The organism is Neobacillus sp. YX16 (assembly GCF_030123505.1).
Classification (GTDB): domain Bacteria; phylum Bacillota; class Bacilli; order Bacillales; family Cytobacillaceae; genus Neobacillus.
Genome location: NZ_CP126115.1, coordinates 718,717 through 735,041 on the forward strand (window position 1 = coordinate 718,717; position 16,325 = coordinate 735,041).

Consider the following 16,325-nt stretch of genomic DNA (forward strand, 5'->3'; position numbering starts at 1 on the left):
TTTTTCAATTAAAAGTTTAATAACCTCATGTTATACTAAAAATATTCATGCCAAATAACCTTCCGTTATGCTCTTTTTGGAAGGTTTTGTTGTATTTAGTTAGATATAGATTTTAAGCTATATCTTGGAAAGTAGATCTGCTTTTTAATAAGGCGTAAATCCAATGTAAGAGCTTATTTGTACAGGCAATGATCGCTACTCTAAAGGGTTTTCCTTCTTCTCGTTTCTTATCGTAAAACTCTCGTAGTCTTCTATTGCGTGGAATAATCTCATCAGTCGTTTTCTTTTTACGGGAATCCCGAATACCACTTTGAACAGCCATATACAAGGCGTGGCGAAGCCTACACGAGCCACGTTTGGTTATTCGGTTTACCGATGCAGTAAACTTTCCTGAAGAGTACACACTAGGATCTATTCCAGCGAATGCAACCAACCTCTTGGCACCATTAAACCGATCTATCTCTCCGATTTCAGAAATAATCGTTGCAGCGATTTTTTCTCCGATTCCAGGGATAGATTGAAGGATTTCATATTCTTCAATTTCGCTAGCGAGGGCATCTATTTCATCCGCAATATTGGATAGATGCTCTTGGTATTGAAGAACAATCTTAACCAAAATTTCAAGGTTGAAAATATGACTATCATAGAGATTGTTTTGAAAAGGATCACGAAGGGCTGCTTCTCTTAACTTCTGTGCTTTTTCCTTTGCCCATGACTCCGAACGACTCATGCATAATGAAGCTATTGTATCCGTTAACTCTTTTTCACTCACACTTAATACAGCCTTAGAAGTAGGGAACTCTAGTAAAGTAAGCAATGATACTTTCGAATATAGGCTTCCAAATACACCTCGATACTCTGGAAATACCTGATCGATTAAAGAATGAAGCTGTAACTTTGTTTTCGCTGATATTTCTGCAATACTCTCTTGTTGTCTTGTTAGATTACGAAGGTTTAAGAGTTGAACTCCACGCTTCTTGTAAGGCTCTAATTCTTCTTTATAATACAATTCACAAAGGTGATAAGCATCGATTGCATCTGTTTTTACCTTTCTTAGGCTTGAGCTCTTGGCTCTGTGTGAGATAAGAGGATTGACGATAATATAAACATATTTTTGTTCCTCTAAAAACTGAATAACGGGAATATGATAGTGCCCAGTGGATTCTAAAACGACCGAAGGTTGATGACCACCTGCTGATTTCTCAACTTCTTGAAGGAAATCTAATAAATTCCCCAAACCCTCAAGATCATGATTAATACTAAAGCTCTTACGGTATGGCTTACCTTTATCTAAAAAAGCTTGTACCTGACTTTCCCCTTTTGATACATCCAGACCAATGACTGGATTCATACTTTATCTCCTCCCTGAAATGCAATATTAGTCGGTATCCCCTAAGGCTTCTTGTAATGTCATAGGTTCGCTTGTTAAACGGGATCTATGTCCCAACCAGCCTGAAACATGTTTATACAAGTAGGGGGTGAACAGTTTAGCTAACGGGATTGAATCCCACGGGTGCGACGTTCTACCCCGACTACCGTAATCATAAGACCATATGAAAAAAGGTCAACCAGAAAAATCTGGCTAACCTTATATTACGAACGGGTGCGATAGTTTAAGACCACCAGCTGCTTCGGCGGCTTTTTTCTTGTTCCACTAACGGGGTAGTTTAGTGGAAGAAGAAATGCTTTATTTTATTGAATAAATAGAGGTTTTTTTATAATAAATATAGAAAACATTCATAGTTAATTTGAATGTAGTATGACAATGTAATCCGTAAGTATCATGGAGGAAGAGATGAAGAAAGTAATAAACATGATTAATCCAAGTTCGAAAGTGGCTGGCGTGCCGTTAGTTGAATTGAAAAAAACAGAAAAAGCACTTGGTGCTATTTTTCCAGATGAATACAAGGAACTTTTTTTAGAAACGAATGGAGCAAAATTTGGCGATTGGACTTTGTTCCCTATTCAAACTAATGAACAAACTGCATTAACAATTGATATAGTAAAACAAAATCAAAACAGACCCAAAAATCTACCGAGTGATATGGTTTGTATTGGTGAAAAAATGAGTGGTGACAAACTCTGCTATCGAATTAGGAAAAGATTTATGCAGGAACTAATTTATACTTGGAATGACAAAACTGGGTTAGGCAAATATGCGTCTTTATCATTAAGTGAATTTATTGATCGGCATGTGCCGAAAGTGAATACTAATAAGCCTAATAAACTTGGCACTTTTATGGTTGAAAGTGGAAAGCTAATTGTTACTGACCCGTACTATAAAGTGGATGAAGAAGCTGAGTTGCAAATCGTACTTTTAAATGTGAAAAATGGTAATTGGACAGCTTCCATTTCTTATACTCCTGATGAAGTTGTTAAAAACTTATTTGTATTTTATGGGGAAAAGAAACCAAGTGGGAAATGGCATGTTTGCGATAAACAGATTGGAGTTGACTCTGCACAAGCAGGAATTTTTGATTTTAAAACATTTGGTAGAAACGAAGCCATCCAATTTGATGAGGCAGTTGCTTCAGATGCACAGGGGGGAGTTGTCTCAGATGGTGTGGTTTCAATGTCTGGTTATGGTGACGGAATGTACGAGGTGAAAGTAAAATATAACATTTCAAAAAAGGTTGTTGGAGTGATGATTGACTTTGTAGATGAGGAATAATGCTATTCACCAACGAGCAGTAAAATACACCTTTGTTTATTCAGCTAACGGGTGCTTTCGTGAAATAAGGCTTAGGTATTCCTAATAAAGAAACTCGCCAATTATGGTGAGTTTTGCTTTTTTATATACCAATAACGATGTCAAGACGGCTACCATTTCGGCACTTATTTTTTAGAAAAGCACATCAAAACGGAACCCTTTTACTTTATTTTAGTAAGCCTTTTCGATTTCAGTTAGAATTCAATCATAGGGTGTACTTCTTTTTTTACTGTGAGGTTTAGAAAAGGGAAAGGGTTAAAGAAAAACATAAGTTAATGCTGGGATAAATAAAGCTTGTGAGACACCCATAATTGCTAAAATTATAAACATAACATAATAATATGAGGGGGAGTTTTGCGAACATTAGTCGTACATAAATGTATAGTAGATAATGATTTTGACTCTCTGAAAATATTTAAACATAAAAAAAGCAGGTGCACGATGAGTATTATTTTAGCATTATTGGCAGCTTTATTTGCTTCATTTACAGCAATCTTAGCAAAAGTCGGCATTGAAAATGTCAACTCAAACCTAGCAACAGCCATTCGGACCATTGTGGTATTAATCATGGCATTTTTGATTGTGATTATAACCGGACAACTAGATAGTATTCCTCAGATTTCTCCCAGCGCATTATGGTTTATTCTACTTTCTGGATTAGCAACGGGTTTTTCATGGTTGTTTTTCTTTAAAGCACTAGCCATCGGCGATGTTTCCAAAGTGGTACCGATAGATAAATCCAGTGTAGTACTCACCATTATTTTCTCTATTCTTGTGTTAGGGGAGCCTGCGGAGCCTTTGGTTTTAACGGGAGGAGCGATTATCGCGATAGGAACGTTTATATTGATTGGAAAAAATGAAGATAAGAAACGATTTTCAGGTTCGCAACAATATATTGTGTATGCTATTTTGGCAGCCGTATTTGCTGCCTTAACATCGATATTAGCAAAGGTAGGAATGGAGGATGTCGATTCCAATGTAGCTACTTTTCTACGCACCATTGTGATCCTTGTATTTGCTTGGGCCATTGTATTTTACCAAGGATCTCACAAGAAATTGAAAAGCATTTCGAAAAAGGGGTATCTCTTTTTGGTTCTGTCTGGAGTGGCTACGGGTTTATCCTGGTTATGCTACTTTGCAGCACTAGCGATGGGGAAGGTATCGATTGTCGCACCTATTGATAAATTTAGCGTAGTCATCACGATGCTAATGAGTTTTTGGATTTTAAAAGAAAAAGCGGCAAAACACATAATAATAGGTGGTATCATTATTACTGTTGGAACAATATTACTTATTTTGTAGTAGCCCCCCTTTAATGAAGAGTCAAAATGTTTTTACGCGTAGAAATATAGTTCATTGGAACTTATGATATGGTGAACCGTACCATAAATAAATGAGGTTTTTTTAGAGAAGTCGAATGTACTTCTCTTTTTTACTTTCATAGACCATAAGAGCAAGAATGAGGACGAAATGAATATAAATTCCTTGTTAAAATGGGTTTAATATCCATTAGGAGGAGTTAATATGTCTAAAATTCAGGAATTCAATGAGTTACATACATCCAAGGAAATACTATCCTTAGGAAATGCTTGGGATCTGCTATCCGCCTTAAAGCTCGAGAAAGTGGGATTCAAAGCTATTGGAACTACGAGTTGGGGAATTGACAATTCTCTTGGATTTGCAGAAGGTGAATTAATTGATTTTGACCGACATTTAGAAATCATCAAAACAATAACTAAGAATGTGATATAGCTGTTTCTATTGGGAAAGAAAAAGCCATTCGAGCAGTAGGAAGTGCAAATGGAAAAAACAAGTTAAGTATCGTGATTCCTTGTCATCGAATTATTGGTTCAAATGGAAACGTAAATGAAGTTTTAAGGTAAGAAAAGTCCAGTAATTGACATTAGCCCCGTTGAGTAGACAGTCTACATTAAGGGGATAGTCCTATATACTGGTCTTTCTTATTTTAAGAAAATAAGTTTCCATTAAAACCACTATAAATATTATTGATATTGTTTTTTTATCTTTTCCAGTTCTGCTTTTAATTCATCTGTAGACATGTAATCGATGGATCTGTATTGTGGCTCAATCTCTTCTATATCGGTTTTATTATCATCTTGAGTTGTGTTTCTTGGAGAAGATGAACATACTGCCAAAAGAAAAGTAAAGAAAATAGCTAAAGTTAAAAATAACCACCTATATCTCCGCATGTAAAATCTCCCCTTTTTATACGAATAATACCTCCTTAAAATATATTACTCATGACAGTGAAATAACCCACAGTATAGGTTTATTTATGAAACCGCTTTATATAAAGGAATGGAAAATACTGATTAAAATTCCCCTACATATCGAATAATGAAGGGAAATAGATTCATATGAGTTATAAACAAATGATAACTGTTGTAAAAAGGAACAAATATAATCCAATTTCTCCACTTGACAAGATTATTCGAAGATTATAAAATATTTTACATGGTAAGTGTGATGTGAAAAACAACATTTTAAACCGATTTGTTCTTCACTAAGCATTGGATGGTAAAATGTGTTGCAAAATTATCTATTTACTATGTTTTAGAACTTATTGACGCTAAGATAGACTTTCATAGAACGATTTCTATCACTAATGAATAACTGGAGAAATAAAGGAATAGTAGTCTTATTTTTTTGTATGTTAATGTAAGCCTTTGCAAGTATGGAGAGAGAGTTACCAGTTTAGTCCTTTGTGAAAGTACAGAAACGTTGTCGGTATGAACATATCTATTTACGTCATAAGTAAAGAAATAAATTGCAGCATTTTTAAAAACAAATAGAAAACAAAAGGGGAGGATTACTATGCCATTAGTAATTATTGCAATAGGGGTACTATTATTACTTATTTTTATTATGGGCTTCAAATTAAACACATTTGTTTCATTAATTATCGTTTCATTCATCGTAGCTTTATCACTGGGAATGCCTATGGGAGATGTAGTTAAGTCAATTGAAAGCGGTTTAGGGGGAACCCTTGGTCACATTGCATTAATATTTGGAATGGGCGCAATGCTGGGAAGGTTAATTGCAGATGCAGGTGGAGCTAATCGCATTGCAACAACCTTAATTGACAGGTTTGGTGAAAAAAGAATTCAATGGGCTGTTTTATTTGCTTCATTTATTGTGGGTATCGCATTATTTCTTGAAGTTACAATCGTATTATTAGTTCCAATTATTTTCTCAATCGCAAAAGAATTAAAAGTTTCTATTGTACACTTAGGTCTTCCTATGGTAACGGCTGCATTAGCGACACATGCTTTCTTACCTCCGCATCCGGGTCCAACAGCAGTAGCTGCAGAATATGGTGCAAATATTGGCTTAGTATTAATTTACGGAATTATTGTCGCAATACCAACTGTAATTTTAGCAGGTATTTTGTATCCTAAGCTTGCTAAAAAAATTGTCCCGACTGCGTGGACTAGAGAAGGCAGTGAGTCTTTTGGTGTTCAAAAAACATTCAAAATAGAAGAAACACCTGGTTTTGGTATAAGTGTATTTACAGCATTATTTCCAGTTATGTTAATGGCTTTAGGTGCCGCGGTTGATATTATTCAACCAGCTTTAGGATTTACAGATAATATGTTAGTAAAAATTATTCGTTTTATTGGTAACTCTTCGACTGCTATGTTGCTTTCTTTATTGCTAGCAATTTACACAATGGGAATAAGAAGAAATGTTCCGATGAAGAATTTAATGAATTCTTGTTCTTCAGCAATTAATGCATTGGGTATGCTGCTTTTAATTATTGGTGGTGGCGGTGCATTAAAACAAGTACTTATTGATGGCGGAGTTGGTGATTATGTCGCTAAAATATTCGAAGGCTCTGCTATGTCACCTGTCTTTTTTGCATGGACTGTCGCAGCAATATTACGTATCTGCTTAGGATCGGGAACTGTTGCAACTTTAACAACTGCAGGGTTAGTTCTTCCAGCACTTGCTACAATCCCTGATGTCAACTTAGAACTAGTCGCACTTGCAACTGGAGCCGGCAGTGCGATTGCATCACATGTTAATGATGCTGGATTCTGGATGGTTAAAGAGTCATTGGGAATGACCTTGAAAGAAGCATTTGGAACTTATACTGTACTTTCCACCATTGTTGCTGTATCAGGATTAGTATTTACTTTATTATTAGATCTATTTGTTTAAAATTACAAAAGTGACCATTTTATATATTCTATAAAATGGTTTCTTTTTATTATTTTACTTAAAAAATGTCTTTGATATCGCTTTATTAACTACTGTTACTTTGGTAGATATTCGCTTATAATTAAATGGTGTTGCAAAATGCACAAATTCTTTTTCGGGTCGATATGAAATTCTATAAAGATTTTACAACAGTAAATTTTATATTAAAAATAGCTTAAGAATATAGAGATAGGTGGAATTAGGATGAATGAGAAGTATGAACGTCTGAAAGAAATCTTAAAAAAGATGGACAATGTTGTTGTTGCTTTTTCTGGTGGTGTCGATAGTACGTTGTTATTAAAAGTTGCGGTTGATGTTTTAGGAGTTGAAAATGTCTTGGCTGTTACGGCTGATTCTGAAACGTACCCTTCAAGTGAATTAGAAGAAGCTAAGAAGTTAGCCAAAATGATTGGTGCGACACACCAAGTGATTGAAACCTCTGAATTAAATATACCGGGCTACGCAGAAAATGACAGGAACCGTTGTTATTTCTGTAAAAATGGATTATTCGAAGAAATCGTTCCGATCATGCACCAGAAGGGATTTAAAAACGTTGTATATGGTTTAATTGCTGATGATATGAGTGAACATCGCCCTGGGGTACGTGCAGCCAAGGAACATGGTGTCCGTGGGCCACTTCAAGAGGCAAATCTTTATAAGGAAGAAATTCGTGAACTTTCAAAACAATTAAACTTGCCTACTTGGGAAAAACCATCGTTCGCTTGTTTATCTTCACGAATAGCCTATGGTGAAAAAATTACGCAGGAAAAATTAACAAAGGTTGAAAAGTCTGAGGATTATATAAAAGGATTAGGGATTAGACAAGTTCGCGTTCGAACTCATGAAGACATTGCTAGGATTGAAGTAGAGCCTCAAGATATGGAGTTAGTATTAACAAACCAAAAAGATATCATGGAAAACCTTCAATTATTCGGATATAAATATGTCACCCTTGATCTTCAGGGCTATGTAAGCGGCAGCATGAATAAAGTGTTAACAACAAACACAAGTCAATACTAAAGGCGAGTCTATATTACAATAATGGTAAGCTATTACTAGAAATATTTAGGTTGATTTTTGTAACAGAAGGTGAAATGGAAATGATTAAAGCATTAGTAATTGTCCCATATGAGGGACTGTATGAAATGATGAAAGAGGTCGCTCAAGAAGTTGAAGATATTCAATTACAAGTTGAATTAGGTAATTTATATGAAGGTGTGGCTATTGCAAAGGAGGCTGAAAATAATGGCTATCATGTCATAATCAGCCGTGGCGGTACAGCTTCAATGATCCAGGAGGCAGTATCTATACCAGTGATTGACATTCAGGTGTCTGGCTATGATGTATTACGCATTTTAACTCTTGTAAAAGGATTTTCACGAAAAGCTGCTATCGTTGGATTCTCGAATATTACACAAGGGGCTGCTACGATATGTAAGCTTCTTGACTTTGACATTAATACATTTACGATAACAAGAGATATAGAGGTTAAAGAAAAATTAACGAATTTAAAAAATCTTGGCTATGAAGTAGTGATCGGAGATGTGGTTACGGTTCAAGCTGCTAAGCAATTAGGTCTGACAGGAGTTCTAATCACTTCGGGAAAGGAAGCAATTATTGAAGCATTAGAAGAAACGAGAAGGACATATCGTATGTTCTCGCGGTTGCAACAGGATGTTTCTTTATTTCAATCTATTCTTGATTGTAACCAACAGGCAATCGGGATTATTAATAGAGAAAATAAAATTGTCTATGGAAATGAAAGTTTCAATAAAGAATTTCATTGGATAAAATTAGAGAATTCGACAAATATAAAAGAGTTGATACAAGAAACTGCCATAACACGTGAAAAGCAAACAAAAACAGTCCACATTAATGATTCATTTTGGAAAATAACGACATGTCCTCAAGAAGATAATATTGTATTATTTTTTGAAAAAAACCTGCCTAATCAAGCTATTGTACAGGGAGGGGATGTGAACCTGAATGCAATAGAATTTCATACATCTGCTCCTTATATTCCTATTTCTGGAAAAAGCGAACAGATTCAAAAGGTGTTAAAGGTAATAAATCAATACAGTAGAAATGAAGAACCTGTGTGGATTTCTGGGGAAAAGGGAAATGGAAAAGAATTAACTGCCCATTCCATTTATTTAAAAAGGAAAACCATGAATGAACCATTTATCATCTTACATTGTGACATATTAAGTGCAGAACAACTAAAAGATTTAATGAACGAAGACTTTTTTCAAAAATACGCCAATGGAGTAATTTTCTTAAAAAATATCGATAAATTGAACTCTAATATGCAAAAGGAGTTATATCAAATACTTAAGAATGAAAAGGATAAAAAGCTGCAATGGATAGTGTCTTCTGATGATACTATTGAAGAAAAGGTCAGAAATGGCACGTTTTATCCTGAGTTGTATAATACATTGGCGCAATTAAAAATTCATATACCACCTTTGAGAGAACGCAGAAAAGATATTGAGGATTTAGTTCATGTATTTATTTCTGAATTACATCCGAAATATGGAAATGGAGTAGTTGGGATTCGACTTGATGCTTTAGAGGAGATTACTAACTATGATTGGCCAGGAAATGTAGAACAACTTAAACAAGTTATCGAACGATTATTTATACAAACACATTCTTATTATATCGAGAAGGATGAGGTTGAAACAGTTCTTAAACGATTAGAGCAGCAAGAGAAGACGAGAGATGCATTAGCACAAATCGATATAAGTGGCACATTGGAAGAAATTGAACAACAAGTGATAAATAAAGTTCTTGAAGAGGAAGGGTTGAACCAATCAAAAGCGGCTAAACGTTTAGGGATTAACCGTTCTACATTGTGGCGCAAGCTAAAATAACAGCTTGCGCTTTTTTGTTTCCACAGAATAATGAGGCATGTGTAATTATTGTTGCGAAAATCAACATAAATAAAAAAAGCGAGAAAAATTTTAAAAAACATTGCTAAATGCAACATTTTATTTTATTATTATTGTAAGCGTTTTTAGTGTTTTAAGAAACGTAAATGGCGCGGTAAGAAAAAATCTGTTGCATGTTGCAGAATATAAACGAGAAACAAATTGAATAACTAAAAATGCAATAATAATAGGCAAAATGAGCGGTAATATAAAAAACACAAACAATACAAACTAAAATTGAGTATAAAGGGGGGCGGAACGTAGGTGAAACTAGCAGTTATAGCGGATGATTTAACTGGTGCAAATGATACTGGTGTCCAATTTGCAAAACAAGGTTTAAACACGATCGTGCTATTTTCCGATACACAATTACACCCAACACATTTAAGAGAAGATGTCATTGTTTTAAATTCAGATAGTCGTGCATTAAATTCTGCAAAGGCTTATGATGTCGTTTTTAATATATCAACACAATTGAACAAATTCGGTGTTTCAAAAGTCTTTAAGAAGATAGATTCAACAATGAGGGGAAATATTGGTCCGGAAATTGATGCAGTAATGGATGTATATAATTTTAAGACTTCGTTTGTGGTACCGGCTTTTCCGAAAAGCAATCGAATAACAAAAAACGGAAATCATTATGTCAATGGTGTAATTTTAGAGGAGACTGAAATTGCTCATGATCCTTCCTGCCCGGTAAAAGAAAGTTACCTGCCAAAATTGTTGCAGGGGCAAAGTAAACGGGGAGTAGAATTAATTTCCATTTCTGATGTACGAAAAGGAAAAAGTCATTTATCAGAAAAAATGAATGAGTTGTCCTCAAGTGAAAGCTCAAAAATTATCATCATTGATGCAACTACTGATGAAGAACTAAAGACCATTGTTGAGGCTGCACAATTATTACATGAAAATTTTCTTTGGGTTGGTTCGGCCGGCATTGCTTATCATCTTTACCGCACAGGTCAGAGTGAAGAACTATTACGTACAACACAGATGGGTGAACGACTTCCGGTGCTTGTAGTAGCAGGTAGTGTAAATTCTATCATTCATCGGCAAATTCAAGATTTGAAAGTGAAACATAATGTAAAAGAAATTGTTATTTCTCCTGAAGAATTCTTTTATGAAGATAGAAGAAAACTTGAAATTGAACGTATTGTTAAAGCTGGTCAAGCATTACTGGATAAAGGCGATTTAGTGGTAACAACTAATCGTGAGCGAGAGGCGATAAATAGAGTCAAGGATCTCCAACGGAAACTTGGTTTAACAAACTTTGATGTAGGGAATACAATTGCCCAAGCCATGGGAATAATTGCAGGTCAATTAATTGAAAGCAAGGACATTTGCGGGACTGTCTTAACAGGCGGGGATATTGCCGGAGCTACATGTAAAGAATTAAACGGCGAAGGAATTCGAGTAATTGGTGAAGTTGAAGCTGGTATTCCTTACGGTAAATTGTTCGGTGGTACATTTGACGGTATTCCACTTGTTACAAAAGCGGGTGCATTTGGAACTGAACAAGCACTTTCAAAAGCTCTTCAAACAATAACTAACGTAAATGCCATGTTAAAAACTGCGGTGGGCGGTATATAACTATTTCATAAAATGAACTAAATTAAATGCTGTTTAGCTGAAAAAAAGTACACTTAAGTTTGGAAATGAGCAGGAAAAACGCCAAGCATATGTGGAATCGCAAGTTATTTTGTAATTCGACATATGCTTGGCGAAATAAGATGTGAAACGGGAGGAAATGATTATGGCTACCAATATACCATGTATCGCTATTACAATGGGGGATCCTTCAGGAGTCGGACCTGAAATTATCGTCAAATCTTTGAATGATAGGAACATTTATGAAAAATGCCGTCCATTTGTCATTGGCGATCTTAAAATTCTAAAAAGAGCTTTAGATGTAACAAATCTTGATCTTCAATTAAATAGTATTTCAAATCCTGAAGAGGCAAAGTATCAATACGGAACAATCGATATTATCGATTTAGATTTAGTATCCGAAGATTTACCGTGGGGACAAGTTTCTCCTGAAGCTGGAAATGCTGCTTTTCGTTATTTAGAAAAGGCAATTGCTTTTGCAAATGAGAAAAAAATTCAAGGAATTTGTACAGCACCTTTAAATAAAGAAGCGCTTCATAAAGCTGGTCATATTTATCCGGGTCATACTGAAATCTTGGCAGAATTAACAAATACAAAAGATTTCGCTATGATGCTATCTGCTCCTGGCTTAAGAGTTATTCATGTAACAACTCATGTTGGACTTATGGATGCAATTAATAAAATTAATGTGGAGCGTCAATATACAGTTATTAAACTTGCTCATGAAACATTACAAAAAGCAGGGATTAAATCTCCGCGAATTGCAGTATGTGGAATTAATCCTCATGCTGGAGAAAATGGACTTTTTGGAAATGGTGAAGAAGAGGAAAAAATTATTCCGGCTGTAGAAAAAGCCCAGGCAGAAGGAATTAATGTCCAAGGGCCACTTCCTGCAGATACATTATTCTTTAGAGCAAAACGCGGTGATTTTGATATTGTTGTTGCACAATATCATGACCAAGGTCATGGTCCAATTAAAGTATTGGGTTTAGAAGCTGGAGTTAATATTACTGTCGGTCTTCCAACAATCCGTACAAGCGTTGACCATGGTACGGCTTTTGATATCGCAGGGAAAAATATTGCGGATGAGCTATCGTTAAAAGAAGCTATCCGTATGGCGATTGAATTAGCTCCTGAAAAATAACCATAATTAATTAGCAAGGAATTCTATTACAGATTTCTTGCTTTTCTTGGTTTCCCTTTTTATTAAGACGTTGATTAAGAACAATTTGGTATCTAGAGTTAAACATGCATAATTGTACATTTCTAGGAATTAAAAGAAGACTTGCATATAAACAGATCAAAGCTATAGGATATTTATTATAAACGAAGGAGTGTAATTTGATGTCTTTACCAAAATTTGCGAAAATAAGACAACAATTTCATGTAGAAAGTTTAAAGGATATCGCTGCAACCATTTCAGAGCAATTTAATCATGTAAAAGCGGATGAAAAAATAAAGCCCGGCATGGAGATCGCCATTACCGTTGGAAGCAGGGGGATTGCAAACATTCCTTTAATCGTTAAAAGTGTTGCTGATGAAATTAAAAAGAGAGGAGCAACACCGTTTATCATTCCTTCAATGGGAAGCCACGGAGGAGCTACAGCTGAAGGTCAAATTGAGGTACTAGATGGCTTAGGTGTAACAGAAGAATCTACTGGTTGTGAAATTCGATCATCAATGGATGTTGAGGTGGTTGGAGAAACGTCAGCAGGTATCCCTGTTTATGTTGATAAGCATGCTTATCATGCAGATGGAATCATTATTATGGGCCGTGTTAAGCCCCATACTGATTTTAAAAATAAAATTGAAAGCGGCGTTCTAAAAATGGCGTCAATCGGAATGGGTAAACATAAACAAGCTTTGGCTTTACACACATATGGCATTAAGGGAATTAGTGAAATGATGCCCGAGGTTGGAAAGGTTGCCATTTGCAATTCAAATACACTGTTTGGTATAGCCATAGTAGAAAACGCTCATGAAGAAACAGCCATCATTGAAGCCATCGATCCAGACAAAATTGAAGAACGCGAAAGAGAATTATTAAAAAATGCATTTGATTTGATGCCAAGTCTTCCAGTTGATGAAATGGATATTTTGGTAGTTGATGAAATTGGTAAAAATTTCAGTGGAACAGGTATGGATACGAATATTATTGGCCGTATTCGAGTATTAGGGGTAGAAGAGCCGAAAAAACCTAGTATCAAATACATAATAGCTTCAGATTTAAGTGAAGCTAGCCATGGTAATGCGCTGGGAATTGGGTTGTCAGATTTAACAACAAAGCGTTTATTTGAAAAAATCGATTTGAAAACAATGAATGAAAATGTGGTCACTAGTACATTTTTAGCTCGAGCTAGCATTCCAATTGTTCTTGATAATGACCAAGAGGCACTAAAAGCAGCTCTACGCGCTAACTGGGGAGTTGCAACCGAAGAGGCAAGAATTGTAAGGATCCCAAATACTCTTCATATTGGGGAGTTATTTGTATCTGAAGTCATTTTTAATGAGTTGAAAGATAAAGAAAACATCGAAGTATTAGAGGATCTGCATGAAATGAAGTTTGATGAAGATGGTTATTTGTTGCCGATGTAACAGGGTATCTGTTGTGAGGATTTAAGCTATTAATTGGGCCATGCATCATAATCGATGACATGGCCCAATTAATGTGTTAGGGGTAGAGTCAGGAGTTAATAGAGAGGTTGGGGAGCGTGGGTGGATTTCATGAGTAAATTTGAAGATTTAGGATTCAGTAAAGTAGATATAGATCGAGAAAGACGTACAGGTTATCCAGAGGTGATTTATGGAGAAGGGAAAACATCTGAGCAAATTGGTCAAATCATGGGAAAGCTGATTGAAAAGCATAGGAAAGTAATGGTAACTCGTCTATCAGAAGAAAAGGCAACATTACTATTAGAGCAATTCCCTTCAGCACGATATGATGCTGTATCACGAATTTTGCTTTTCGGTTCAGCTTCTCGTCAATATCAAGGTGAAGTAATGGTAATGTGTGCAGGTACTTCAGATTTGCCAGTTGCAGAAGAAGCCGCAGTTACCGCTGAGTGGATGGGATGTAAGGTAAAACGACTCTATGATGTAGGTGTTGCAGGTATTGATCGATTACTAGCGTATCGCGAAGAAATCACCAAAGCTAGTGTTCTCATTGTTGTCGCAGGGATGGAAGGGGCATTGCCAAGTGTAGTAGGCGGTTTAGTACGACGCCCAGTGATAGCAGTACCAACTTCTGTTGGGTATGGTGCACATCTTCAAGGTCTAACTCCCCTTCTTGGTATGTTGACATCTTGTGCATCTGGTATGAGTGTTGTAAATATTGACAATGGATTTGGAGCAGCATATCAGGCAGCCCTAATCCTTCAGCTTGTTTCAGAGGGGGTAAACCATGAAAGTACTTTATCTTGATTGCCAATCCGGAATCTCAGGTGATATGACATTATCAGCATTGATCGATTTAGGAGCAGAGATATCATATATTAGAGAGCATCTGGAGAAGCTGCAAATTGATCCTTTTTCTTTAAATGTGAAGCAAGTAGATAAGAAAGGAATTTCTGCAAAACTGCTCGACCTTCACTTTAAAGAAGAAGCACAGGTTCTTGATGTTCATTCGCTTAGTAAACACCAACACCATCATGAAGACCACTGGCATTCGCATAATGAGCACCAACACCATCATGAAGGCCATAGCCATTCGCATAGCGAGCATGATCACCATCATGAAGACCATAGCCATTCGCATAGTGGGCACCATCATCATTCACATAGAAAAGCCTCGACTATTTTAAATATGATAAATGAAAGCGAATTACCTAGCCGAGTTAAGAAGAGAAGTAGAGCTGTTTTTCAAGTGATTGCCGAGGCAGAGGGTAAAATCCATGGCATGGATCCAAAAGATGTTCACTTCCATGAAGTAGGGGCAATGGATTCTATTATTGATGTAATCGGGGTATGTTTGGCCCTAGAGAACCTGGGAATCGATAAGCTCATTGCTTCGCCTGTTCCAACAGGATATGGGAAAGTAATGATGGCACATGGTCTTTATCCCATTCCTGCTCCGGCTACTGCTGAAATATTAAGGGGAGTACCCTTGGCAGATTTTCATGTAAAGGGTGAGTTAACGACCCCAACAGGAGCAGGATTTTTAAAAGCGCTGGTTGATGAATACGGCCATATGCCTGCCATGTCAATAGAGCGGATTGGTTATGGGGCTGGAAAAAAGAATTTCGATCATCCGAATGTATTACGAGTTGTTCTTTTTCAGGAAAATGTTGAACCTCAAAGAGAGACAATATCCATACTTGAGTGTCAGTTAGATGATATCACAGGGGAAACTTTGGGGTATGTTATGGAAAAGGTTCTAAAACACGGGGCACTAGATGTTTATTTTACTCCAGTAACAATGAAAAAAAGCAGACCTGGTTCACTTATTACAGTTCTTACAAAGCCACAAGATAGTATGGCAATGGAAGAGCTGCTACTTAAAGAAACCAGTACATTTGGTGTTCGTAAGTCCGAATGCAAAAGGAGAATCCTGTCACGTCGTTTTGATAAGATAGAAACTCCTTATGGGAAATTGACAGTTAAAATTGGATACGAAGGTGATAAAATTTACAAAATAACACCCGAGTATGAAGAGATTAAAGAGGCAGCTACTAAATACGATGTACCTCTTCAGGAAATCTACTCAGTCTTCCAGTTGGAAGCAAGGAAGGTACTCGAGGAGTTGTACATCGGAAAACTTTACTAAATATTTTTTCTAAACGATATAAGAGAGGGAGAAATACTAATTGGCATTTCCCCCTCTCATTTAATTTTAACTAGAAAGATTTACAATTACTCGC

General features: G+C 36.1%; 12 protein-coding genes and 2 pseudogenes. 12 read left to right on the forward strand and 2 right to left on the reverse strand.

Features of this window, described 5'->3' with window-relative positions:
• Positions 1 to 112: 112 nt before the first annotated feature.
• Positions 113 to 1,351 (reverse strand): IS110 family RNA-guided transposase, encoded by a 1,239-nt coding sequence (locus QNH48_RS03530; RefSeq protein ID WP_283951265.1) that lies wholly within the window; start codon positions 1,349 to 1,351, stop codon positions 113 to 115.
• 444 nt (positions 1,352 to 1,795) lie between these two features.
• Here QNH48_RS03530 and QNH48_RS03535 point away from each other — a divergent pair, with 444 nt between their 5' ends.
• The 4 genes and pseudogenes from QNH48_RS03535 to QNH48_RS03550 all read left to right on the forward strand — a co-directional run.
• Complete coding sequence (locus tag QNH48_RS03535) at positions 1,796 to 2,671, forward strand: SMI1/KNR4 family protein (protein WP_283953781.1); 876 nt, start codon at positions 1,796 to 1,798, stop codon at positions 2,669 to 2,671.
• A 480-nt stretch (positions 2,672 to 3,151) separates the two neighbouring features.
• Positions 3,152 to 4,012: an EamA family transporter gene (locus QNH48_RS03540; protein ID WP_283953782.1), complete on the forward strand. Its 861-nt coding sequence runs from the start codon at positions 3,152 to 3,154 to the stop codon at positions 4,010 to 4,012.
• A 222-nt stretch (positions 4,013 to 4,234) separates the two neighbouring features.
• Positions 4,235 to 4,456 (forward strand): annotated as a pseudogene (locus tag QNH48_RS03545) (isocitrate lyase/phosphoenolpyruvate mutase family protein); the annotation flags it as partial.
• Positions 4,456 to 4,566 (forward strand): annotated as a pseudogene (locus QNH48_RS03550) (methylated-DNA--[protein]-cysteine S-methyltransferase); the annotation flags it as partial. The pseudogenes QNH48_RS03545 and QNH48_RS03550, both read left to right, overlap by 1 nt.
• A 147-nt stretch (positions 4,567 to 4,713) precedes the next feature.
• On the opposite strand, the gene QNH48_RS03555 reads toward QNH48_RS03550, so the two are convergent.
• Positions 4,714 to 4,920 (reverse strand): hypothetical protein, encoded by a 207-nt coding sequence (locus tag QNH48_RS03555; RefSeq protein ID WP_283953783.1) that lies wholly within the window; start codon positions 4,918 to 4,920, stop codon positions 4,714 to 4,716.
• Between the two features lie 625 nt (positions 4,921 to 5,545).
• Here QNH48_RS03555 and QNH48_RS03560 point away from each other — a divergent pair.
• The 8 genes from QNH48_RS03560 to larC all read left to right on the forward strand — a co-directional run bounded on the left by QNH48_RS03560 (position 5,546) and on the right by larC (position 16,231).
• The gene (locus QNH48_RS03560) at positions 5,546 to 6,892 is read left to right on the forward strand and encodes a gluconate:H+ symporter (RefSeq protein ID WP_283953784.1); all 1,347 of its coding nucleotides are present in this window, start codon (positions 5,546 to 5,548) and stop codon (positions 6,890 to 6,892) included.
• Positions 6,893 to 7,135: 243 nt separating this feature from the next.
• Positions 7,136 to 7,951: an ATP-dependent sacrificial sulfur transferase LarE gene (gene larE / locus QNH48_RS03565; RefSeq protein ID WP_283953785.1), complete on the forward strand. Its 816-nt coding sequence runs from the start codon at positions 7,136 to 7,138 to the stop codon at positions 7,949 to 7,951.
• An 80-nt stretch (positions 7,952 to 8,031) separates the two neighbouring features.
• A complete protein-coding gene (locus tag QNH48_RS03570; RefSeq protein ID WP_283953786.1) occupies positions 8,032 to 9,804 on the forward strand; it encodes a sigma-54-dependent Fis family transcriptional regulator in 1,773 nt (590 codons plus the stop codon).
• Positions 9,805 to 10,125: 321 nt separating this feature from the next.
• A complete protein-coding gene (locus QNH48_RS03575) occupies positions 10,126 to 11,451 on the forward strand; it encodes a four-carbon acid sugar kinase family protein (RefSeq protein WP_283953787.1) in 1,326 nt (441 codons plus the stop codon).
• 163 nt (positions 11,452 to 11,614) lie between these two features.
• The gene (gene pdxA, locus QNH48_RS03580; RefSeq protein ID WP_283953788.1) at positions 11,615 to 12,613 is read left to right on the forward strand and encodes a 4-hydroxythreonine-4-phosphate dehydrogenase PdxA; all 999 of its coding nucleotides are present in this window, start codon (positions 11,615 to 11,617) and stop codon (positions 12,611 to 12,613) included.
• Positions 12,614 to 12,813: 200 nt separating this feature from the next.
• Positions 12,814 to 14,064 carry a nickel pincer cofactor-dependent isomerase, group 22 gene (locus tag QNH48_RS03585; protein WP_283953789.1) on the forward strand — a complete coding sequence of 417 codons (1,251 nt, stop codon included), beginning with the start codon at positions 12,814 to 12,816 and terminating at the stop codon, positions 14,062 to 14,064.
• 129 nt (positions 14,065 to 14,193) lie between these two features.
• A complete protein-coding gene (larB, locus tag QNH48_RS03590) occupies positions 14,194 to 14,889 on the forward strand; it encodes a nickel pincer cofactor biosynthesis protein LarB (protein ID WP_283953790.1) in 696 nt (231 codons plus the stop codon).
• Positions 14,870 to 16,231, forward strand: coding sequence for a nickel pincer cofactor biosynthesis protein LarC (gene larC, locus QNH48_RS03595; protein ID WP_283953791.1), 1,362 nt, complete (start codon positions 14,870 to 14,872; stop codon positions 16,229 to 16,231). Before larB ends, larC begins: the two co-directional genes overlap by 20 nt.
• Positions 16,232 to 16,325: the final 94 nt, after the last annotated feature.